Raw genomic sequence first — 21,053 nt, forward strand, 5'->3', positions numbered from 1 at the left:
CCGATGATGCGATTGGCCCGCGTCACCGCGACTATCCGCTGTGCGACTTTTCAGGCGTGGCGATTGGTCACGCGCGGCGACGTTCGCCACGGTGCCAGCCTTGCAGGAGAAGCCGTCATGATCGTCCGCCCGAACTTCGTGCCGATACGCGCGCCTTCCTAGATCGCCGCGCGACCGGGTCCGGATTGCCGCTGTTCGTCGCGCGCTGGGCGGAGATCCCCCGTGCGATCAACCAGTTCCGCTTCTTCGCCGGCCAGGCGATGGCGATCGGGGGCAACACGATCGAGAGCTCGATCGATTACCAGCCCGCAGGCAAGCAGGTCTCGACCTGGACTCTCCGCGAACCCGTCGGCGTAGTGGCCGCGATCGTGCCGTGGAACTCGCCGCTGGTGCTGACCGCGATGAAGCTCGCACCGGCTTTGGCCGCGGGCTGTACGATCGTCCTGAAGCCGGCGGAGGACACCTCGCTCAGCGCCCTCCGGCTCGGCGAACTAATGACGCAGGCGGGGCTGCCCGCCGGCGTGCTCAACATCGTCACCGGGCCCGGCAGCGAGACCGGCGCCGCGCTCGCCGCGCACCCCGGCGTCGACAAGATCGCCTTCACCGGCTCGACCCAGACCGGCCGCGCGATCCTCGATGCGGCGAAGACCAACTTCAAGCGCGTCACGCTCGAACTCGGCGGCAAGTCGCCCGCGATCGTCCTGCCCGACACCGATCTCGATCTCGCCATCCCCGGCGTCGCCAACGCGATCTTCTTCAACGCTGGCCAAGTCTGCATCGCCGGCTCGCGACTGTATGTGCACCGCTCGATCCACGACCAGTTGATCGAGAGTGTGGTCTCCTATGCCAAGGGCCGCGCGATGGGCCACGGCCTCGACCCCGCGACGCAGATGGGGCCGCTTGTGTCTGCACGCCAAGCCGAGCGCGTCGCGAGCTTCGTCACGGGCGCGCGGGACGAAGGCGCGACCGTGCTGACCGGCGGCGACCGCTCAGGCGAGGCCGGTACGTTCGTTGCGCCGACCGTCGTGGTCGACGTCCGCCCCGACATGACGATCGTCCGCGAGGAGGTGTTCGGGCCGGTGCTCGTCGCGCAACCCTATGACGATCTCGACGAAGTGATCGCCGCGGCGAACGACAGCCAATACGGGCTTGCGTCGAGCATCTGGACGCAGTCGCTCTCCAACGCGCACCGCCTCACCGGCCAGCTGCGCGCGGGCTCGGTGTGGATCGACTGCCACGCGATGTACGACGCGTCGCTACCGATCGGCGGGATGAAAGCGTCTGGCTGGGGTCGCGATAGCGGCAAGCAGGCGATGGATAGTTATCTCGAGTGGAAGACGGTGTGTGCGGTCATTTGAACTCCACTATATCCGAGATACAGCCGAATACGTCGCCCGCAACCTCAGTCTGCAATTCGCGGCTTGGCCTGATTTAGTGCCCAAAAGCTGTGTACCGCGGCCAGTCATGGACTTCGAAATGCCCGCCTCCCAATTATTGCACAGTGGGTTATGCGGGCTGATCGTGTTGTACCAACTCCTATACCGGTAGCGTGCATCGATGACCTGTATTTGACAGGCAGGCATCGGTTTGGCCTCTCCTGAAGCAGCAGCACGAGTCGCTGCCCGTCGGCACGACGTCCTGGTCAGCCAGCGAGCAACGACAGTCGGTCAGGCTTCGGAGGGCGCCGAATAGTCCATCGCGGCTAGGTCGGTAAGCAGGTCGGGCCCAGTCGGCTCCCACCCCAGCCGCGCCCGCGTCCAGGCGTTCGACGCGGTCATATCGAGCGCTGCGAACGGTGCCATCCAGCCGAAATAGCGCTCTACCTCGTCGGCCTCGATTGCGCGAACCGGCAGTCCGGTTCCTTGTCCGATCGCCTCGGCGATCGCGCGCGCAGTGACGCCCTCCTCCACCGACGCAATATATCGGGCACCTGGCTCGCCCCTTTCCAATGCGAGAACGTAGAGCTTCGCCACATCGCTGACGTGCGCCGCCGACCAACGGGTCCGCCCCTCGCCGACGTACGCCACGGCCCCAGCACGGCGCGCCTCGGCGACCAGCGGCGTGATCAGCCCGGCCTTCATGGTGTCATGTACCTGCGGCAACCGAATGGTGCGCACGTCGATGCGTCGGGCGATCAGCGCCGCGCCGGCAAGCTCGGTGGCGATCCGGGGATTGGCATGCCGCGGGTTCAGCACGTCTTCGGTTGCAGGACCTCCATTGATCGGTGTGCCGATCCCGACGCCCGAGGTGATCAAGATCGTCTTCTGCGTCCCTTCCAACGCCGCGCCCATCGCCGCGATGTTGCGTTCGTCCTTCTTGGTATTCTGGAAAAAAGTCGCAAAATTGTGATCGAACGCGCAGTGGATCACCGCGTCGGCCGCTGCGGCGCCGCTCGCCAGCGTCTCGGGCTGTTCCAAGTCGCCACGATGCACTGCGACACCGGCGTCCTCGAGTCGACGAGCACCGGCGTCGGAACGGGTCAGGCCAAGTACCTGATGCCCGCGATCAAGCAGCACTGGAATGACGTACGAGCCGATGAAGCCGGTCGCCCCGGTGAGGAATACGCGCATGTAAAATCTCCTTCTTGCGAAAGCGACGTATCGCGGCACATCCAAAGGTATTAAAGTAGTGCCTTTATCGTGGTATAGGTTTTAATAGGATCGATCATGGCCGGCGAAGCAGCCAATCAACTCGGAACCTATCTTCGCGATCGTAGAGCACGTCTCGATCCCGTGGCATTCGGGTTTGACAGCGGCCGGCGGCGTACCCCGGGGTTGCGTCGCGAAGAGGTGGCAAGCCGCGCGAACATCAGCCCGACTTGGTACACATGGTTGGAACAAGGTCGTGGTGGTGCGCCTTCGGCGGACGTGCTCGATCGCATCGCCAAGGGGTTGATGCTGACCGAGCCCGAACGCGAGCACATTTACATGCTAGGTCTGGGCCGTCTCCCCGAGGCCCGCTACCAACCGGTCGACGGCATCAGTCCCCGGCTTCAGCGGGTATTGGACGGGATGTTGCTGAGCCCGGCGATCATCAAGACGGCGATGTGGGACGTCGTTGGCTGGAACCGGGCGGCTGCGCTGTTGCTCACCGACTACGCCAAGCTTCCGCGCGAAGGACGCAATATCCTTCGCCTGATATTCGGCAGCGACCATATCCGCGCCCGGAACGAGGATTGGGACGACATCGCCCGGTATGTCGTGGGTGCCTTTCGCGCCGACGTCGCGCGGGCGGGCGCCAACAACAGTGCGGCAGCCACCACGCTGATCGCCGAACTGTCTCGCCTAAGCCCCGAGTTCGCGACGTTATGGGAGGACAACAACGTGTCCGCTCATACCGAGGGGGTGAAACGTATCCATCATCCTGACGCGGGGCTGCTGGCAATGGAGTTTTCCTCGTTCGCGGTCGAAGGGCGACCGGAACTCGGGATGATCATCTACAACCCAGCGTCGCCCGAAGATGCAGAACGGCTACGCGGGCTACTAGACGTCAGGCAAGAGTGACTGGACGAAAGCTAATTGTCGACTTGACGATCAGACTCCTGCGGAAGTGATGGTGCCGGATGGCGTCATAGTCTCGACCGTCACTTGCCAGAAAAACCGTTGCGCCCGTGGAGGTGAAACCAAACATCAGGCACTTATTCATCATTGTACGCATTAGACCGTCAGGCTGATTGCGGGCCCGGCTGTTTGGGATCTACCGCGAATGTCGCCAGCGTCGAGATCGATCCGCCGGGCCGATCGACCTGGTCCATCACCTTCACTTCGGCGAGCCAGCGATCCGGCGTCACGGTGAAGAGCTGATAGCCGCGCTGATTGTTGAGCAGCTTTACGTTCGGGTTGTTGTCCAGCGTGCGGTTTTCGCCTGGATAGTGCAGCCCGCCGGTGCCGCCCGAGGAGATTGAGGCCGCCAGAAACTCGGTGGCGATCGCGGGGCCGCCGACGTCTTCGGCGGTCCGGGGCACCGATCCGATGACGTTCTGGTGAAGATTGCCGCTACCGATCACGACATTGGTCAGGCCCCGCCGCGCGATGCCGTCGACGAGCCGCTGGCGAGACAGCGGATAGCCGTTCCAATTGTCCTTGCCGACGATCGGCGTAGTGTCGCCGTCCTTGCGCGCGTCATAAGGCATGAACAGCACTTGTTGCGCGACGAAGTTCCAGTGGGCATCGTTGGCGAGTCCCTGGTCGAGCCAGCGTTCCTGTGCCGCCCCCAGCATCGTCCGCTCCGGCCGATCGACGGGAACGCACGCGTCGAGCTGCGCGCGCGGCAGTCCGGGGCGCTCGCAGAGCCGATCGCTGCGGAACGAGCGTGTGTCGAGAACGTGCATCCGCGCGAGCGTGCCGTAATCGAGCCGGCGATAGGCGTGCGTGCCGTTCGTCCCGGGCCGCTGTGCGCGACGGACGGGCACATGCTCGTACCAGGCCTGCAGCGCCGCCGCCTTACGGTGCGCGAAGATCTCGGGCGGGTTGCCATCCTTGTCGAACTCGCCCGCCCAATTATCGTCGAACGACATGATGGAGGCGACCGCGGCATGCGCCGCCTAGAGATCGGGCTCGCGGGGACGTGCGCAAAGGCGGTGAAGAAGCCCGTCTCGAAATCCTGGCAGCCCAGCATCGCGAGCCGCAACCGGTCGAGCGATGCCCCACCCGCCGGCGCGGTCCGTGCGGTGTCGATCGGGCTCGCGCCGGCGCCGGCAACGAGGAAACGGCACCAATAGGGACGACGCGGCCGCAGTCCGTCGCCATCGGCATGGACCGAGTGCGCCAGCGCCGCTTCCACCACCGCCACCGCCACGCCGATGCGGACGATCTTGCGAAAGCCGGCATTTTTCGGCGACCTCCCACTCGCCCGACCGGTCATAATTTTCGCTGAACCGCCCCCGGTGGGGACGAACGCGAGCAGCTGGGGGCGCCGGTGGCGAACGAGCCCCGAAATCAAGGGCGATATTTTCGCCAAGGCAATCACGCTTGACCGGAGGTTGAGTCCCGCGGGGCTTGTCCGACAACGTCTGCGACCGATCGATGTCGCAATGATGAGTACAGCTCATCGCTTCATCAACGACGCGGCGAATTGTTCGAGCCTACCAGACGGACTATTTTGCGACCTCGCCGTACAGCCGGTCGTCGCCGACCGCGCTCGAGAGAACATATGAGCCTGCGCGTACATCGTCCGGGCACTCCCCATCCGCCGGAAGGACGCGCCGACATGGCCACCCTCGTTGCTACTCCAGCGACTCGCTTCGATGCGACGCAAGGCAGTGCCAGGCCGGCACGCTGGGGCGCCGTGTATGCGATGGCGCTATGCAGCTTTGTGCTCGTCGCATCCGAATTCCTGCCGGTCAGCCTGCTCAGCCCGATCGCGGAGACGCTGCGCCTGACCGAGGGGCAGGCCGGTCAGGCGATCGCGATCTCCGGTGTGTTCGCGGTCGTCACGAGCCTGTCCTTCTCGGTGCTGCTCGGGCGGATCGACCGCCGTCGCGTCGTGCTCGCGCTGATAGCCATGCTGATCGTGTCGGGTGCGATGGTCGCGTTGGCGCCGAGCTATCCCGTGTTCATGACGGGGCGTGCGCTGCTCGGTGTCGCGATCGGCGGGTTCTGGTCGATGTCGGCGGCGATCGCGATCCGGCTGGTGCCCGAGGAATCGGTCGGTAAGGCGCTGGCGATCATGAGCGGCGGCACTGCGCTCGCGACCGCGCTTGCCGCCCCGCTCGGCAGCTTCCTCGGCAGCCTGATCGGTTGGCGTGGCGCGTTCTTCTGCGTGGTGCCGGTAGCGGTCGGGGCACTCGCTTGGCAGGCGATCGCGTTGCCCAGGCTCCCCGTCGCGGAGCATCAGTCGGCACGCGCGACGATCGGGTTGCTGCGAAGTCGCGCCGTGCTGCTCGGGCTGTTCGCGGTTGCAATGCTGTTCGTCGGCCAGTTCGCGCTGTTCACGTATCTCCGCCCGTTCCTCGAACAGGTCACGCACGTCGGCGTCGTCATGCTCTCGGTCATGCTGCTGATCGTCGGCGCCTCCGGGTTCGTCGGGACCGTCGTGATCGGTCGGGTCATCGTCAAGCGCCTGTTCCTGGCGCTCTGGGTACTGCCCGCGGCGATGGCGGCGGTCGCGGTCGGTCTCGCGCTGTTCGGCGGATCGACGATCGCGACGGCTGCATTGCTCGCGATATGGGGCTTTGCGGGGACCGCGGCGCCCGTCGGATGGTGGACCTGGCTCGCCCGGACCCTGCCCGAAGACGCCGAAGCGGGGGGTGGCTTGATGGTAGCGGTGGTCCAGTTGGCGATCACGCTCGGCGCCACCGTTGGCGGCGTGGTGTACGATACCGCCGGTGCCGTGCCCGAGTTTCTCAGCAGTGCCGCGTTGCTCGGCGTGGCGGCAATTGCAGCGCTAGCCGTCGCACGACATGACCGCACCACTGCTGTCGATCAATGAGCAATTCTCACCGCTCCGTTGAGCCACGCCACCGACACGAAAGCCGCGGCGCTGCGTTGGTATCCAGTGAACATACCCTGTCTTGGGCCAAAGCCTGCAATCTTTGTGGCGCGGCGCAAGCCGGTCGGGAAGGAAATTGAGTTTCATGTCGGACGCCCCCGAACTCGAAGTATCGCGCCGCGGGCTGCTCGCCGGTAGCGCCGCGACGGCCGTCGTCGCGGCGACGCCTGCCCCCGCCGCCCCTCCCCAGACCAAGGCTGCGCCAATGATGCCCGTCAGTTTCGCGGTGAACGGCAAGCGCGAGACGCTGTCGCTCGACCCCCGCACCACCTTGCTCGATGCACTCCGCGAGCATCTCCACCTCACCGGCACCAACGCGGTCTACAACGCCACCGGAGTTCGCGTGCGCGACTATCCGGTGACGCTCGACAAGCATTTCGCAGAATTGCCCGACCTCGTCTGACACTCAGCCTCAAAGGAGTACGACCATGGAATTGAAACGCGCAGGATCGCAGCCGTCGCAAAAGGGCCCTGCCGACTGGTTTACCGGCACGGTCCGCATCGATCCGCTCAACACCGCGAAGGAGCCTGCGCGTCACAGCTGTGCGGCGGTGACGTTCGAGCCCGGCGCACGGACCAACTGGCACACGCATCCGCTCGGCCAGACGCTGATCGTCACGGCCGGCTGCGGCTGGACCCAGTGCGAGGGCGAGGCGATCGTCGAGATCCGCGCCGGCGACGTGATCTGGTGTCCGCCCGGCCACAAGCACTGGCACGGCGCGACGTCGACCACCGCGATGACGCATATCGCCATCCAGGAAGCGTTGGACGGCAGCCCGGTCGACTGGCTGGAGCCGGTGACCGATGCACAGTACCTAGGTTCGGCCGCGTAGGGCTCTGGGATACATAACAGGACATGGTCACGAGCCGATCCGATTTCGCCGACTTCAGCTACTTCCTGGCGATCGCGAAGCACCGCAGCTTCCGCGTCGCCGGGTTGGAGCTCGGCGTCAGCGCGTCGGCGCTGAGCCATGCGCTGAAGGGGCTCGAGGGTCGGCTCGGCGTGCGGTTGCTCAACCGGACCAACCGCAGCGTGACGCTAACGGCGGCGGGCGAGGAACTGCGCGATGCGATCACGCAGCCCTTCGCGGCGATCGACCAGGCAGTCGAGGATCTCAACCGTTACCGCGACGCACCGACCGGTCGCATCCGGCTGAACGTGGTCGTCGATGCAGCGACGCTTCTGCTCAGCCAGGTCCTGCCCGAATTCACCGATCGCTATCCGGACATCGACCTGGATATCGTCGCCACCGACCGCATGGTCGATATCGTCGGCGGCGGCTTCGACGCGGGGATCCGGCACGGCGGCACCGTGCCCGAGGACATGGTGGCACAGCGCATCTCGGCCGATATCCGCTGGGTGGTCGCGGGATCGCCCGCCTATCTCGACCGGTTCGGCGAGCTGCAGCATCCCGACGACCTCCAACAACACCGCTGTCTCGGCATCCGGCTAGGCGACGACCGCATCTACCGGTGGGATTTCGAAGGCCCCGATGGCGAGTTCGCAGTCAGCGTACCCAGCAAGATCTACGTCAACGAAGGCCGCGCGATGCTCGGGCTAGCACTCGGTGGCGCCGGGCTGATGTACGGCCCCGAACCGCTGTTCGAACCCTATTGCGCGCGCGGCGAACTGCGCATCGTCCTGCGCGATTGGGCGACGACGGGCCACGGGTACCACGTCTATTATTCGAGCCGCAGACAGGTACCTGCCGGCCTCCGCTTGCTGATCGAACTCATCCGCGAACTGCATCCCTTGGGACTGTAGTGGGAAGGAGACCCGAAACATGTAGCGAAGCGGTGTTCTGGTCCGGTCAATCGCCTACCGATCCGGCTTTGCAATCTAAGCCGCTCGTTTACCGGCATCGGCGCCAACCATAAATGGAAGCAGCAGCTTTACCTCCGCCGATGTACCCAACAGCGCTCACTCAACGTACTAGAGCTATGCGCTGGAGCACGCGTCGAGCACGTCTTGCGATAGCGTCCGACGATCGTAGTTGGCGGTAGCATGCAAAAGCGCTCCATCACCCCGGACTGGTTCGGGGTGACGGTGACCGAGGGGGCCTGGCGGATCCAAACCCAATGGCGCCCGCCTATCGTCGCCGGTACCGCGCAACCTTCTGGATCGCCCTCGACAGCGCATCGATCGAGTAAGGTTTGTGCAGCAACTCGAAGCCGTGCGTCCCGCTCTGCGCAAGCACTTCGCTGTAACCGCTGGTGAGCATGACCGGCAGCGTGGGATATAGGCGGGCGATTTCCTGGCCGAGTTCCACGCCCGACATGCCGGGCATCATCACGTCCGAAAACACGACGTCGAACCGTTCGACGCCGGTCGCCAGTTCCGCCAGCGCCTTGGCCCCGTTCATCGCCAAGACGGTGTTGTAGCCCAGCTCCGCCAACGCCTGCGTCGCGAACATCCCGACCTCTGCATTGTCTTCGACCACCAGAATGCACGCGCCCTCGCCTAGCTGTAGCGATGTATCGCCCGCTTCGACCGCGACGTCGCCGAGACCCTCCACGCGCGGCAGGTACATGGTGAAGGTGGCGCCTTCCCCTTCCGTGCTTTCGACGAAAATGTCGCCACCCGATTGCTTGGTGAAGCCGAACACCTGGCTGAGGCCGAGGCCGGTCCCCTCGCCCACGCCCTTGGTGGTGAAGAACGGTTCGAAGATCTGGTCGATCCTGTCCGTCGGGATGCCCGGCCCGCTGTCGGTGAGGGAGACCGCGACGAACGCGCCGGATACCGCCGGATGCGTGCGAATGGCGGGCATCCGGGACGCCTCCGCCACCGTGATGGTCAGGTCGCCCTCGCCTTTCATGGCGTCGCGCGCATTGACCGCCATGTTGACGATCGCGGTATCGAACTGGCTGCGATCCGCGTCGATATGGCAAGGCTCGGACGGCAGCCGGACCGACACCTTGATGCGCGATCCGGTCAGCGTCCGGACCATGTCGCTGATCGTGCGGACGCTGGCAGCGGCATCGAACACTTCGGGCGTCAATGATTGACGCCGAGCGAAGGCAAGCAACTGCCCGGTCAGCTTCGTGGCGCGATCCGCCGTATCGGAGATCGCATCGATATAGCGTTGCCGCCGGTCGTCGGACACACCGGGACGACGAAGCAGGTCGACCGAGCCGCGGATCACCGTCAGCAGATTGTTGAAGTCGTGCGCGACGCCGCCGGTGAGCTGACCGATCGCCTCTACCTTCTGCGACTGGCGCAGCGCATCCTTGGCCTTCATCAGCTCGCCGGTGCGCTCGGCAACGCGCTGCTCGAGGTTTTCGTTAAGCGCGCGCAGCGCCGCGATCGCGCTGTCGCGTTGGGCTGCGACGGCACGCCGCTCCTGCACGTCGATCAGGACTCCGGGGAAGCTCGACGGCGTGCCGTCCGGCGCGTGATCGACACGCCCGTTCGCCTCGATCCAGTAATAATTCCCGTCGACGCGGCGAACCCGGTACTGGTGCGCATAGGCCCCGCCACGGGCGATCACCTCGTTGATCGCCTCGGCCAGTCCTTCCTGGTCGTCGGGATGGACGGTCGCCACGATCTGGGCGAGCGGAATGCCACTCCTGCCCAGCGCCGGGTCCAGACCGAAGGCGCGCGCGAACGCCTCGTCGATCGTGAACTGATCGCTGGGCAGGTCCCAATGCCATGTCCCGACGATCGCACCGGCGGCCAGCGCGAGTTGCACGCGCTCGACATTCTCGCGTGCCAGCGCTTCGCTGGCACGGAGCCGATCTTCCGCCTCACGACGTTCGGTGACGTCGTTGAACAGGATCGCGACCTGAAGCTCGTCAGGATCGCCGACCGGGACGGCGCGCACGTCGAACCAGCGCGCAAAGCCCTCGGCATAGCTTTCGAAATTGGCCGGCTCGCGCGTTCTGGCGACGCGCCCGTACGTCTCGAACCAGAACCGTTCGAGGTCGGGTGCGTGCTCCGTCACCCATTTGCCGCGCAGGTCGGCCCCTGACTGACGCGCGAAGGCGGGGTTCGCTTCGATAAAACGATAGTCGACCGGCCGATCATCGGCGTCGAACTTCAGCTGTATGATCGCGAACGCGGAATCGACGGTCTCCAGAATGGTCTGGAAACGCTCCTTGGCCTGTTTGAGCGCGACGCCGGCGACATGCTCGTCAGTGCGGTCGCGCAGGATCTTGACGAAGCCCAGATGCACGTTGCCGCCATCATGAAGCGGCATCATCTCGCCCGAGGCCCAGAAGCGTTCGCCGGTCTTGCGCACATGCCAACGCTCGTCCGACGCGCGGCCGTCCTCCAGCGCTCGGGTCATTTCGTGGTCGACACGCCCGTTCGCGACGTCTTCGGGCAGGAAGAACCGTTCGGCATTGTCGCCGATCATCTCGTCGGCAGCCCAGCCCATCACATGCTCTGCGCCGGGGTTCCAATCGGTGATGATCCCGTTCGGGTCGGTGATGACCATCGCGAAGTCGGTCGAACTGTCGAAGATCGCGCGCTGCCGCGCCGCGCTGGCGACAAGCGCGTTCCGGCTGCTCTCCAGCGTCGCCACCTGTGCGCGCAACCGCGCATTTTCCGCTTCAAGGTCTTCTCTGGTCATCGAAATCGGGGCCACGCACTTACGGATATCTGTCGATTGTCGGGGGTCGGTCGTTACAGACTAACCCCGCGGCGATTGCGCTATCAAGCCGGCAGGAGTCCGGCCGACCGGTAGCTGTCGATCATCGTGTCGAACAGCGCGATATCCGAACGGCCCCTCGCGAAGAGCTGCGCCCCTGCGACGGCCGCGTAGATGGCCCGCGCCCTGGTCTCGCTCTCGGCCGACCCGACGATCCTGGCGTCGACGAGGAGCTTGCTCAGCCAGGCGACGTTGACGTCGGCAAAGCCCTGGACTTCAGTTTTCACCGGGTCCGGAAGATCGTCATATTCCGCCGCCATGAAACTCGACAGACAGATGCGGTTGTCGTTCGATAGCGATTTTCGGAAGATTTCCGGATAGCGGTGCAGCGCCTCGAGCGGATCTGGCGTCTCGTCCGAAATCGCCGCTAGCTGCGCGACGGTGTCCTCCCAATAGCGCCGCGCGACCGCCGCGCCGAGATCGGCCTTGGTCGCGAAATGATGATAGATGCTCGGCGCCTTGATCCCGACCTCGGCTGCGATGTCGCGAAAATTCAGGCCGTTATAGCCGCGCGCCATCGCGCTGCGCCTTGCCGCGGCGAGCACGGCTTCCCGGGAGTTCGACGTCGCCAATCGCATTACCCATCCTGCAAACCAACCAAGTGGTAGATAGACCTTGACGCGTTGGACGCAAGCCCATATTTAGCCAGTTAGCGATCACTTGGTAGAGGTCCGCACATGCAGCGCCGCTTGAAGAACGGGATGTGCATGCCGACGCGTTCTGGCAGCGCTTACAACGCCGCCTGACGGTCCTCGCCGCCTACGCCAACCGAAGCAGCGGTGTGCCGGAACTCAACAACCGTCGCTAACCTGCACGCTGCCCGAAACTTCGACCGTCTCGGCGTCGCGTCGGGATCAAGTAGCAGCTCGCGCGTTACACCCTCGCCCCGCCCGAATTCTCCCTGATTCTACGGAAGATACCGCCATGTCCGATCAGCTTGCCAGCCCCGTCCTGCAACCCGTCACGATCGGTGACCTGCACCTGCAAAACCGTATCGTCATGGCGCCGCTCACGCGCAGCCGCTCGAACGAGGAGGGCAAACCGCCCACCTTCGCCGCCGATTATTATGCGCAGCGCGCGGATGCCGGCCTCATTATCACCGAAGCGACGAACATCTCCGCGCAGGCGCGTGGCTACGCGCTGACGCCCGGCATCTGGTCCGACGCGCAGGTCGCAGCGTGGAAGCCGATCGTCGCGGCGGTCCACCGGCGTGGTGGCAAGATCTTCCTTCAGTTGTGGCACACGGGCCGCATCTCGCACCCCGATCTGCACGGCGGTGCGCTTCCGGTGGCGCCGTCCGCGATCGCGCCGGAAGGGCAAGCCTTCACCAATGACGGCCTGAAGGATTTCGTCACGCCGCGTGCGCTCGAAACGGACGAGATTCCCGCGATCGTCGAGGACTATCGGCATGCCGCCGAACAGGCAAAGGCCGCCGGCTTCGATGGAGTCGAAGTCCACGCCGCGAACAACTATCTGCTCGAGCAATTCATCCGCGACAGCACCAACCAGCGCACCGACGACTATGGCGGCTCGATCGAGAACCGCCTGCGTTTTCCGCTCGACGTGGTCCGTGCCGTGGTCGAGGTCTGGGGCGCCAATCGGGTCGGCATCCGCATCTCGCCGGCGACGACCGAGCCTGGCAAGACCCCGCTCGATAGCCAGGTCGGCCGTACGTTCGACACATTCGTCGACGCGCTGTCCGAGATCGGGCTGCTCTATATCCACGACATCGAAGGCGTGACCCAGCAGACGCGCGACAAGCCGGAAGGTGTCGACTTCCAGGAGCTGCGCAAGCGCTTCTCCGGCGCCTACATCGCCAACAATCAGTATACGCTCGATCTTGCTAAGCAAACGCTGGCGGATGGCAACGCCGATCTGTTCAGTTTCGGCCGGCCCTTCCTTGCCAACCCCGATCTCGTCGAGCGGCTGCGCACGGGCGCCCCGCTGGCCGAAGCGCCGAAGGATTATTGGTATGGCGGCGGCTCCGTCGGCTACTCAGACTGGCCCGGCATGAACGGGAAGATTGAGCTTGCGTAACACGGCGCGACAAAGCGCATGATGTGACCCTGGGACGAGGACAGGCGGCAATTACCCTGCTCTCGTCCCCTCGGTCGACACCTTGCGCGACCTGCGACATTGAGCCCGATTTTGATCCGTACTTTCCGGAAGATGCCGTACGCTGATTTGGTCTGGTAGCACTGCCCCCAACCAAAGACAGTCAGCCGGTCAGCACTAGTCGCCCTATCTCGCCAACATCGCGGCGACCTTCGACGACAGCGCCTCCAGCGTGAACGGCTTCGTCAGAAGTTCCATACCTGGTTCCAGATGGCCGTTCCCCACGGCCGCATTCTCGGCAAACCCGGTGATGAACAACACCTGCAATCCCGGCCTCAGCCGTCGCGCTTCGTCGGCAACCTGGCGGCCGTTCATGCCGTTGGGCAACCCGACATCGGTAATCAGCAGGTCGATCCTCGCCCCGGACTGCAGCACCTTGATGCCAGCCGCACCGTCGCCCGCGCCGATGACGGTGTAACCAAGATCGTCCAGGACCTCGTCGATCAGGTGCCTAATGGTCGCCTCGTCGTCGACGACCAATATCGTCTGCCCGTTTCCACCATCGACCAGCGCGCTGGTCTGGGTGTCGATGTCGAGCAGCGCATCACCGTGATGCCGCGGCAGGTATATGCACACCGTCGTGCCCTCGCCGATCTCCGAGTAGATGCGTACCTGGCCGCCGGACTGCCGCGCGAAACCGTAGATCATCGAAAGGCCGAGTCCGGTGCCCTGACCGATCGGCTTGGTGGTAAAGAAGGGCTCGAATGCGCGCTCGATCGTCTCCGCGCTCATGCCGGTGCCGGTATCGGTCACGCACAGCGAGATATACTGGCCCGGCGGCAGATCACGTTCGCGGCTGGTGCGATCGTCGATCCACTTGTTGGCGGTCTCGATCGTGAGCTTACCACCGTCGGGCATCGCGTCGCGACCGTTGATGCACAGGTTCAGGATCGCATTCTCGAGCTGGCCCGCGTCGATCTCGGCGGTCCATAGCCCGACTGCGCCGACGATCTCGATATCGGTCGTCGCGCCAACCGTACGCTGGAGCATTTCCTCGAGGCCGAAGATCAGCTTGTTCACATCGGTCGGCTTCGGATCGAGCGTCTGCCTGCGCGAGAAGGCAAGCAGCCGCTGCGTCAGCGACGCGGCCCGTCGCCCTGCCCCCTGTGCCGCATTGACGAACCGGTCGAGGTCGTCGTGCCGCCCGCGCGCGACACGCAACTGCAACAGCTCGAGGTTGCCCATCATCCCGGTCAGCAGGTTGTTGAAGTCGTGCGCCAGCCCGCCGGTCAGCTGCCCTACCGCCTCCATCTTCTGGGCTTGGCGCAGCGCCTCCTGAGTCTCGGCGAGTTCGGCGTCCGCGCGAAGCCTGACCGATATGTCCCGGGCGTAGTGAAACGCGCCTATCACAGTCCCCGCTGGGTCACGCAGTGGTGAATAGGAGACCTCCCAGCAGGACTTGGCGAGATCGGGATCCCCGAATTCCTGGCTTACCGTATAGCTTTCACCGGCCAGGGCGCGCGCCATGAAACGGCGTATGATCGGCGCCTGATCGTCTGAAAACAGGTTGGGAAAAACCTCTCCAATCTGAACGCGATGGCCGTAGATCCGGTAGAAATCGTCGCTGTGCGCCTGGTTGAACGCAATGAGCCGATAGTCGGTGTCGAACGCGCAGATCGGATCGACGCTGGCCTCAATGATGTCCTGCGATAGCTGGAGCTGCGCCGTCCGGCTGGCCACCTCCTGCTCCAGCCGCTCGTTCAGGCTTCGCAGCGCGTCCTCGGCGCGACGACGGGCGGAAATGTCGTTGAACAGGATCGCGATGCGCCCATCATCGGCGCTGCCGACCCGGAACGCGTAGACGTCGAACCATCGGCCTAGAACGTCCGAGCCTTGCTCGAAACGGATTGGATCGCCGGTGCGCGCGACGCGTCCGTATGTCTCGTACCAATGCTCCTCGAGATCGGGGACGGCTTGGCGCAACCAATGTCCGCGAATGGCTTCGGGGAACCCGGTTTGTCGATAGAATGCCGGGTTTGCATCGGTGATGCGGTAGTCGACCAATCCCGCCGAATTATGCTGCACGACCTCGGCCAGGCAGAAGCCGGATTCGATGGATTCGAACAATGTCCGGTAGCGCGCCTCGCTCTCCTGCGCCGCCGCATATTGCCGTTCGCGCTCGCGATCGGCTCTCCGCAGGTCCAGTTGCGCCATGACCTGACGCGACAGAACGCGTAGCGTCTCCAGTTGAAGCGCGGTCAAATCTCGCGGGCGGTAGTCGAGCACGCATAACGTGCCGATCGGTACGCCTTCCGCCGTTTTCAGAACGGCGCCCGCGTAGAACCGGATATGCGGCTCACCGACGACCAGAGGATTGCGATCGAAGCGACTATCCTGCGTGGTGTCCGGCACCAGCAGGAACTCATCCTCCAGAATCGCCTTCGCGCAGAACGAGCTGTCATAGGGCGTCTCGCGTACGCCGAGACCGGTCTCCGCCTTGAAGAACTGACGCTCGTCACCGATCAGGTTCACGACCGCGATGGGCGTGTCGCAGAGCTTTGCGGCCAGCTCGGCGAGCTCGTCGAACGAGGGCTCGCGCGGTGTATCCAGAACCTCATAGCAGGCCAGTGCGGCAAGCCGCTGGGCACCGCGCACATCCATCTCACTCACGCCAGCCATCCCGGTTCAGTACACTACACGCGTTGGCATATCCGTGATGGTGACTCGAGGACACAAATTTAGTGTTCAACCGCTGACCGATGCGTAGGCTGTTGCCCTTCCTTGCCTGTCTGATGCTCGTCCTGACCGCCTGGGTAGGATCCGTCACCGACAAGCACGCTACGCGCATGCGGAGCGGGTTCCAATCGATCCTGAAGCGGCATCGGATAGACACTACCTACTTCAACGAGCGCATATGATGTCCGCGCTGCACGGCGCCCGTCGCATGGGTTTGCGCGTGGCCGATTAGAGACCGTGAAACGGTTATGGCGTCGGGCTGAAGGACAGCACGCGAGGCGCATGGGTAAGGATGATGCCCATCTCCTGACCGGTTCGTCAACGAGTGGGAACTGGCCACCGAGCCGATCAGTCCTGCTCGGTGACGCAAAAATGTAAATCATGGCTTGCTGTCGATGCTGGCGTCGAACCAGCCCTTAGAGGTGCTTCTCGGCCCGAGCATAGACTGGCAATACCTAGTACCGGAATTAAACGCGACTTTCCGCGCTTCCCCCTGCCGATTATACGGCGCAGGCAAACGTGGCTGCAAGAAGTCCCATTTAATCAAGGCTGTCGGGCTGCCTGCGACTTTGCTCTTTCCGCTGCAAACGGCTCGGCCGCGGACCAGCTAGGCCAACTACGTCCCGTGGCGATCTCGCGACCGAGCTCATAGGCAACGCTGCCCTCCTGCGCGGCCCCCGTCATGTCCCAGCGGGGATCGAATTCGTCGCAAGTCTGATGATAGCATGCCGCGTTGTAGCGCGCTCGCTCCCGCTCGCCGGCAACGAGACCACCATTGACGAGATCGCGGCCCGCACGGAAATACACGCCGGGCACGCCCTTCTGTGCCAAGGCGTAGTGATCAGACCGGTAGTACCAGCCTGCCTCGGTGTTTTCCTCGGGCACGATCTTGAGCCCTTGCGCAGCAGCGACGCGCGCTAGGTCGGTTTCCAGCGGCGTCCTACCGACACCGATCAGTTCGAGATCATGCGTCCGGCCCAAGACGACATGCGGATCGAGATTGAACTGCGCCGCCGTGATTGCGAGCGGCAGCGCAGGGTGTTCGGCATACCAGCTTGCGCCGAGCAGCCCCTTCTCTTCTGCCGTCCACAGGGCGAACACTACCGAGCGCCGGGGTCGCTTCGCACTCACGAAGGTGCGGGCGATCTCCAACAGCGTCGCGGTCCCAGTACCATTGTCGATTGCGCCATTGCGGATGCGGTCCGCGGGCGGATCGAACGCGTTCTCGCCATACGCATCCCAGTGCGCGCCGTAGAGCACACTGCCGGCGGCTGGATCCGTGCCGGGCAGGATACCGACGATGTTGTGGCTGACGACACGGTCAAGAGAGACAGTCGTCGACGCGGTGAGATACGCGCCTTTGAGTTCGACTGCCCCAAAGTCGGCCTTCTGCGCGGCGAGCTTTGCGGCGGCATAGTCGAGACCACCCTGTTTGAGCAGCGCGATGCCGATGTCATTGCGCAGGGTTCCGCGCAAACCGAATGCAGCCGGCACGCTGCCGGTGTCGAGCGCATATCCCGGGACGGCATCGCCCTTTGCAAGTTGAAGCCATGGGTAACTCGACGGGAACGTGTCGTGGATCTGGAAGAACGCGGCAGCACCGCGTTTCTGCGCCTCAGCAAGCTTTGTGCGTACCGCGGGGGATGAGGCCCGGCCGCCGAAGCCGAGATCGCGCCCCGCCTCGACATCCGGATCGCCCGCGAGCGCCACGACCACCTTACCGCGCACATCCACGCCGCGATACGGATCATAGCCGAGGCGCGGTTCGACAACGCCATAGCCAACGAAGACGATGGCTGCGTGGTCCAACCCGGCGGTACCGACGATCCGGGAACTCGCCGCGACGTCGGTGCCGGGTGTAAGCGCCCGCTTGGCGCCCCCCAGATCAAGCGTGAAATTGGCACGATCGCGAGTCCAGCGGAGCATCGGTACCGTCTGACGATATCCCTCATCGCCGCCCGGCTTCAGACCAAGCTGCTTGAACCGAGCATCAAGGAACGCGAGGGTTACCGCTTCGCCGACCTGCGTCGGTCCACGGCCATGGAAATCATCGGCGCTGAGCGTGCGGACATCGGCCTTGATCCGAGCGGCGGACAGAATCGGTGGTGCCGGATCGGTCGCCGCGGTGAGGAGGAGGACGAGGGGAAGCAAGCGTTTCATTACAACAGGATGACCGCGAACCGGCATTGACACAAGCGCGATACGACAATCGATCGGACTGCATCACCACGCCGCTCGTTCGGCACATGAACTTCGCAAGGTATGCAATTATGGACTAAACCAAACTCGGTACCACCGGCCTCGACGTATCGCGGTTGTGTATCGGCAAGCGCGGAATGCCGCCGGAACGGGCTGGTACCCAGTCAGAGTACTAGAGCGGTACCAGACGCCATGGTTGGTACTTTCTCCCTAGGCGTTACCATGGCCGGCATGAAGACAGACAAGATCGACGACAGCATGCGGGCCGCGATCCTGCGCCTGACGACAGGTGAGCGGGAGTGCTTGAAGCGTTGTCTGGATCATCAGACGGCCAAGGAGATGGCGCTGGATCTGGGCGTCTCTCCTCACGCTGTCGAAAAGCGCCTTAAGATGGCGCGAGCCAAGCTGGGCGTGTCGTCCTCGCTTGAGGCGGCAAAGCTGGTGGCAGCAGCCGACGAGTCCAACCGCTTGGTACCCCAAGCGTCCGGCCTTTCCGGAACCGGCACGATCGTTGAGGAGGTTCCCGCCGCCATTCCGCACCCGCCGATCACGCGGGGTGAGCAGCGCCCCTCCACCTACGTGATTTCAGGAGCGATCCTTATGATCTTAGTCGCGGCAGCCGCCCTCATCGTCTGGCTCCAGGCCTCTGGCCCTGGCGGCCAACAGGCATTTCCACCCGCCGTCGCCAATGCGGCGCCGGCAACGTCAGCGACCGCAGCGCCAATACCAGGCACCGAAGCTGTGCTGCGGCAGCTTGTCGCCGGTCTCGCGAGCGGCTCACCTAATTACGAAAAACTTTCGCCTGGGTTCGCTGAGGTCGTTCGCCGCGACCTGCCCATGACCCACCCCATGTTCAAGGCCCTCGGCGAGCTCAAATCTATGACGTTTCGCTCACGCGGCATGAAGAACGATGACATCTACAACCTTGTCTTCACCAACGGTGAGGTCCTGATGTCGGCCACGCTCGATGCCGAGGGCAGAATGGCGGGCGGCATACTGCAACCAGGCAACCGCATTCCTTCCTCGGCGGCGCCATCCCCTGGCACTGAAGCTGCAGTAAGGCGCCTTGTCGCTGGTCTGGCGAGCGGCTCCCCGGACTATGACAAGCTTGCCCCGAAATTCGGCGATCTGGTGCGCAGTGATATGCCGATGTCACAACCCATGTTCAAATCCATGGGCGAGTTGAAGTCGATCACGTATCGGGGGAAGGGCAGAATGGGGGACGACGTCTACAATCTGGTTTTCGCCAACGGTGGAGTATTGATGTCTGCTTTCCTCGATGCGAACGGACGAATGGCCGGAGGGTTCATCGCTCCGCCGAGCACACCGCTTCCCTGATCCTGCAAAAGTGGCGGACCGGAGAGCTGCCTCCATGACGCAAATGTTCACACCGCGGGAGCGAGGTCACGTCTTACAACTGCCCCGTGACCTCGCTCAATCGCCTGAGTCAGAGGACCGCTGAGTGCGCTCTGTTGCGGTTTTGGATGCGAGAAAGCGGCCGCTTTTCCAGTGCAGCGACGACCCATTTTTCGTCGTTGAGCCTTTTGGTAATTTAGGTGATCGGCTGAGGCTGTTCAAAATACCTTACTCTTAGCCAACGGTCGTCGAGCGCGAGCTCCAGCAAAAATATACAAATGATCGCGTTCCCCCATCTCTTGATCCAGACCATCAGCAATGCGACGCGCCGCAAGTGGAAGCGGACAGTGGAGGCGAAGGCAGCACAAGGGATCCAACAAAAACTGTCGTGTTTGCCGAGCGCCTCACCTACAGACCGTCAGGCTTACGCAAGGAAACCTAGTGATGAGGCGCTGGATCACATTTGGAACCGTGGTGCTTGGGGTGGCGCTAGTTGCTTGCCTTGCCATTATGCTGCCGAATTCCGCAGTGGGAAAGGGCGAGAACGGGACCTTTGTCAACGACTACTGCGGAACGATCACGCTTACCGATGGCGAGATGTTACTGAACGGCCAGCGCAAGATCCGCTATACCGTAGCCCAAGACGCGGATGGGCCGTACATACTGCCACAGGTATATGTTGGCGCCGTTCCGGACATCGGGTTCGACGTAGACGGTACCCGCTCAATCTTGAAGCTTCGCCTCGACCGGCTCCCGGCACCGACCAGAATCGTCCTCCACGAAGGTCTTACGCCCTATGTCTTCACTCGACATGCACCGAGCCTCCGTTAGTTGCGGTCTCGAGGCCCCCCATGGCGTGGTGAGGGAACCACTCCAATGGTCTCGCCATGAAAATTCTTCCTGACCTGCCTTCGAATTCGACAAATCGGCGGTCGGCCCTACCATCTTCTGGCAGACCATAAATGTCCGTCGCTAGCCGGCCAGACGCGCTGCGCCGTTTTCGTCCTTCACGTGGCGTGAGCGGCTAAGGCCGCTCAACAACCCGCCCTCGTCCCTAGCCATGAAACGCCGCCCCATCCATCGCTCGATTTAACCCGTCGATCGACTGAGGCGCGTCATCGCCATCGCCGCCACCGCAAGCAGCAGGATCGCGCTCGCCTCGAACACGATATTTTCGGGCGCCATGTCCTTGCTTTGCAGCACGATGAGCCGCGCCAGCGCGGTGATCGCGATGAATATCGGATAGATGAAGGTCGCGCCCTTGCCGGTGTAGAACACATTCACCATGCCGATCACCTCGGTGTAGAGAAACATCAGAAGGATATCGGCGAGATTGATCGAGCGGGTCTGGTAGATTTGATAGATCTCGGTCGCGGCACCGCAGATCGTCATCAGCGCGACGAGCAGGAGTAAAATGCGTTCGACGACATGAAAGCCGATCGACGCGACAGTGTGCTCGGTTTCGCCCACTGTCGGCTTGAAGGACCGATCGGCGACGATGTCCTCCTTCGAGGCGCCTGCCTGATCTTCTCCGAAAGACTTCATGCAAGGCCCTATGCAACGCGTATT

The 21,053-nt window shown here is 63.6% G+C and carries 18 protein-coding genes; 11 read left to right on the plus strand and 7 right to left on the minus strand.

The genetic code is table 11. The features are described 5' to 3' along the window. The first annotated feature begins 3 nt into the window (after positions 1 to 3). Together C8J40_RS20725 and C8J40_RS08040 are read left to right on the plus strand one after the other, a co-directional pair. A complete protein-coding gene (locus C8J40_RS20725) occupies positions 4 to 162 on the plus strand; it encodes a hypothetical protein (RefSeq protein ID WP_243693270.1) in 159 nt (52 codons plus the stop codon). Positions 163 to 185: 23 nt separating this feature from the next. Then, positions 186 to 1,358, plus strand: a complete 1,173-nt coding sequence (locus tag C8J40_RS08040) for an aldehyde dehydrogenase family protein (RefSeq protein WP_243693271.1) — start codon at positions 186 to 188, stop codon at positions 1,356 to 1,358. Between the two features lie 309 nt (positions 1,359 to 1,667). Here C8J40_RS08040 and C8J40_RS08045 read toward each other — a convergent pair whose 3' ends face one another. After that, positions 1,668 to 2,570, minus strand: coding sequence for an SDR family oxidoreductase (locus C8J40_RS08045; RefSeq protein WP_132896553.1), 903 nt, complete (start codon positions 2,568 to 2,570; stop codon positions 1,668 to 1,670). A 96-nt stretch (positions 2,571 to 2,666) separates the two neighbouring features. On the opposite strand from C8J40_RS08045, the gene C8J40_RS08050 reads away from it, so the two are divergent. Continuing rightward, positions 2,667 to 3,503 (plus strand): helix-turn-helix transcriptional regulator, encoded by an 837-nt coding sequence (locus tag C8J40_RS08050; protein ID WP_132896554.1) that lies wholly within the window; start codon positions 2,667 to 2,669, stop codon positions 3,501 to 3,503. 161 nt (positions 3,504 to 3,664) lie between these two features. Here C8J40_RS08050 and C8J40_RS08055 read toward each other — a convergent pair whose 3' ends face one another. Next, complete coding sequence (locus C8J40_RS08055; protein ID WP_132896555.1) at positions 3,665 to 4,516, minus strand: alkaline phosphatase D family protein; 852 nt, start codon at positions 4,514 to 4,516, stop codon at positions 3,665 to 3,667. 18 nt (positions 4,517 to 4,534) lie between these two features. Here C8J40_RS08055 and C8J40_RS08060 point away from each other — a divergent pair, with 18 nt between their 5' ends. From C8J40_RS08060 to C8J40_RS08080, 5 genes are all read left to right on the plus strand, one after another. Next, entirely contained in the window at positions 4,535 to 4,720 is a 186-nt protein-coding gene (locus tag C8J40_RS08060; RefSeq protein ID WP_132896556.1) for a hypothetical protein, read from the plus strand. Positions 4,721 to 5,208: 488 nt separating this feature from the next. Then, on the plus strand, positions 5,209 to 6,429 hold the full coding sequence (locus C8J40_RS08065) for an MFS transporter (RefSeq protein ID WP_132896557.1): 1,221 nt from the start codon (positions 5,209 to 5,211) through the stop codon (positions 6,427 to 6,429). 145 nt (positions 6,430 to 6,574) lie between these two features. Then, entirely contained in the window at positions 6,575 to 6,892 is a 318-nt protein-coding gene (locus C8J40_RS08070; protein ID WP_132896558.1) for a twin-arginine translocation signal domain-containing protein, read from the plus strand. A 25-nt stretch (positions 6,893 to 6,917) separates the two neighbouring features. Further along, positions 6,918 to 7,322 carry a cupin domain-containing protein gene (locus C8J40_RS08075; protein ID WP_132736742.1) on the plus strand — a complete coding sequence of 135 codons (405 nt, stop codon included), beginning with the start codon at positions 6,918 to 6,920 and terminating at the stop codon, positions 7,320 to 7,322. Positions 7,323 to 7,345: 23 nt separating this feature from the next. After that, positions 7,346 to 8,254 (plus strand): LysR family transcriptional regulator, encoded by a 909-nt coding sequence (locus C8J40_RS08080; protein ID WP_132896559.1) that lies wholly within the window; start codon positions 7,346 to 7,348, stop codon positions 8,252 to 8,254. Positions 8,255 to 8,579: 325 nt separating this feature from the next. Here the strand turns inward: C8J40_RS08080 and C8J40_RS08085 are convergent, their stop codons facing one another. Both C8J40_RS08085 and C8J40_RS08090 read right to left on the minus strand, forming a co-directional pair. After that, positions 8,580 to 11,060, minus strand: a complete 2,481-nt coding sequence (locus C8J40_RS08085; protein WP_132896560.1) for a PAS domain S-box protein — start codon at positions 11,058 to 11,060, stop codon at positions 8,580 to 8,582. A gap of 83 nt (positions 11,061 to 11,143) precedes the next feature. Beyond that, a complete protein-coding gene (locus tag C8J40_RS08090; protein ID WP_132896561.1) occupies positions 11,144 to 11,716 on the minus strand; it encodes a TetR/AcrR family transcriptional regulator in 573 nt (190 codons plus the stop codon). 346 nt (positions 11,717 to 12,062) lie between these two features. Here C8J40_RS08090 and C8J40_RS08095 point away from each other — a divergent pair, with 346 nt between their 5' ends. Then, on the plus strand, positions 12,063 to 13,175 hold the full coding sequence (locus C8J40_RS08095) for an alkene reductase (RefSeq protein ID WP_132896562.1): 1,113 nt from the start codon (positions 12,063 to 12,065) through the stop codon (positions 13,173 to 13,175). A gap of 204 nt (positions 13,176 to 13,379) precedes the next feature. Here the strand turns inward: C8J40_RS08095 and C8J40_RS08100 are convergent, their stop codons facing one another. Beyond that, positions 13,380 to 15,854 carry a PAS domain-containing protein gene (locus tag C8J40_RS08100; RefSeq protein WP_132896667.1) on the minus strand — a complete coding sequence of 825 codons (2,475 nt, stop codon included), beginning with the start codon at positions 15,852 to 15,854 and terminating at the stop codon, positions 13,380 to 13,382. A gap of 618 nt (positions 15,855 to 16,472) precedes the next feature. Next, on the minus strand, positions 16,473 to 18,089 hold the full coding sequence (locus C8J40_RS08105; RefSeq protein WP_132896563.1) for a M28 family peptidase: 1,617 nt from the start codon (positions 18,087 to 18,089) through the stop codon (positions 16,473 to 16,475). Between the two features lie 261 nt (positions 18,090 to 18,350). Here C8J40_RS08105 and C8J40_RS08110 point away from each other — a divergent pair, with 261 nt between their 5' ends. Together C8J40_RS08110 and C8J40_RS08115 are read left to right on the plus strand one after the other, a co-directional pair. Next, complete coding sequence (locus tag C8J40_RS08110) at positions 18,351 to 19,466, plus strand: helix-turn-helix transcriptional regulator (RefSeq protein ID WP_132896564.1); 1,116 nt, start codon at positions 18,351 to 18,353, stop codon at positions 19,464 to 19,466. A 462-nt stretch (positions 19,467 to 19,928) separates the two neighbouring features. After that, positions 19,929 to 20,315, plus strand: coding sequence for a hypothetical protein (locus C8J40_RS08115; protein ID WP_132896565.1), 387 nt, complete (start codon positions 19,929 to 19,931; stop codon positions 20,313 to 20,315). A gap of 258 nt (positions 20,316 to 20,573) precedes the next feature. On the opposite strand, the gene C8J40_RS08120 is transcribed toward C8J40_RS08115, so the two are convergent. Next, a complete protein-coding gene (locus C8J40_RS08120; protein WP_132896566.1) occupies positions 20,574 to 21,029 on the minus strand; it encodes a phosphate-starvation-inducible PsiE family protein in 456 nt (151 codons plus the stop codon). Positions 21,030 to 21,053 lie beyond the last annotated feature (24 nt).

The sequence above is a fragment of the Sphingomonas sp. PP-CC-3A-396 genome, from assembly GCF_004343105.1.
Classification (GTDB): Bacteria; Pseudomonadota; Alphaproteobacteria; order Sphingomonadales; family Sphingomonadaceae; genus Sphingomonas.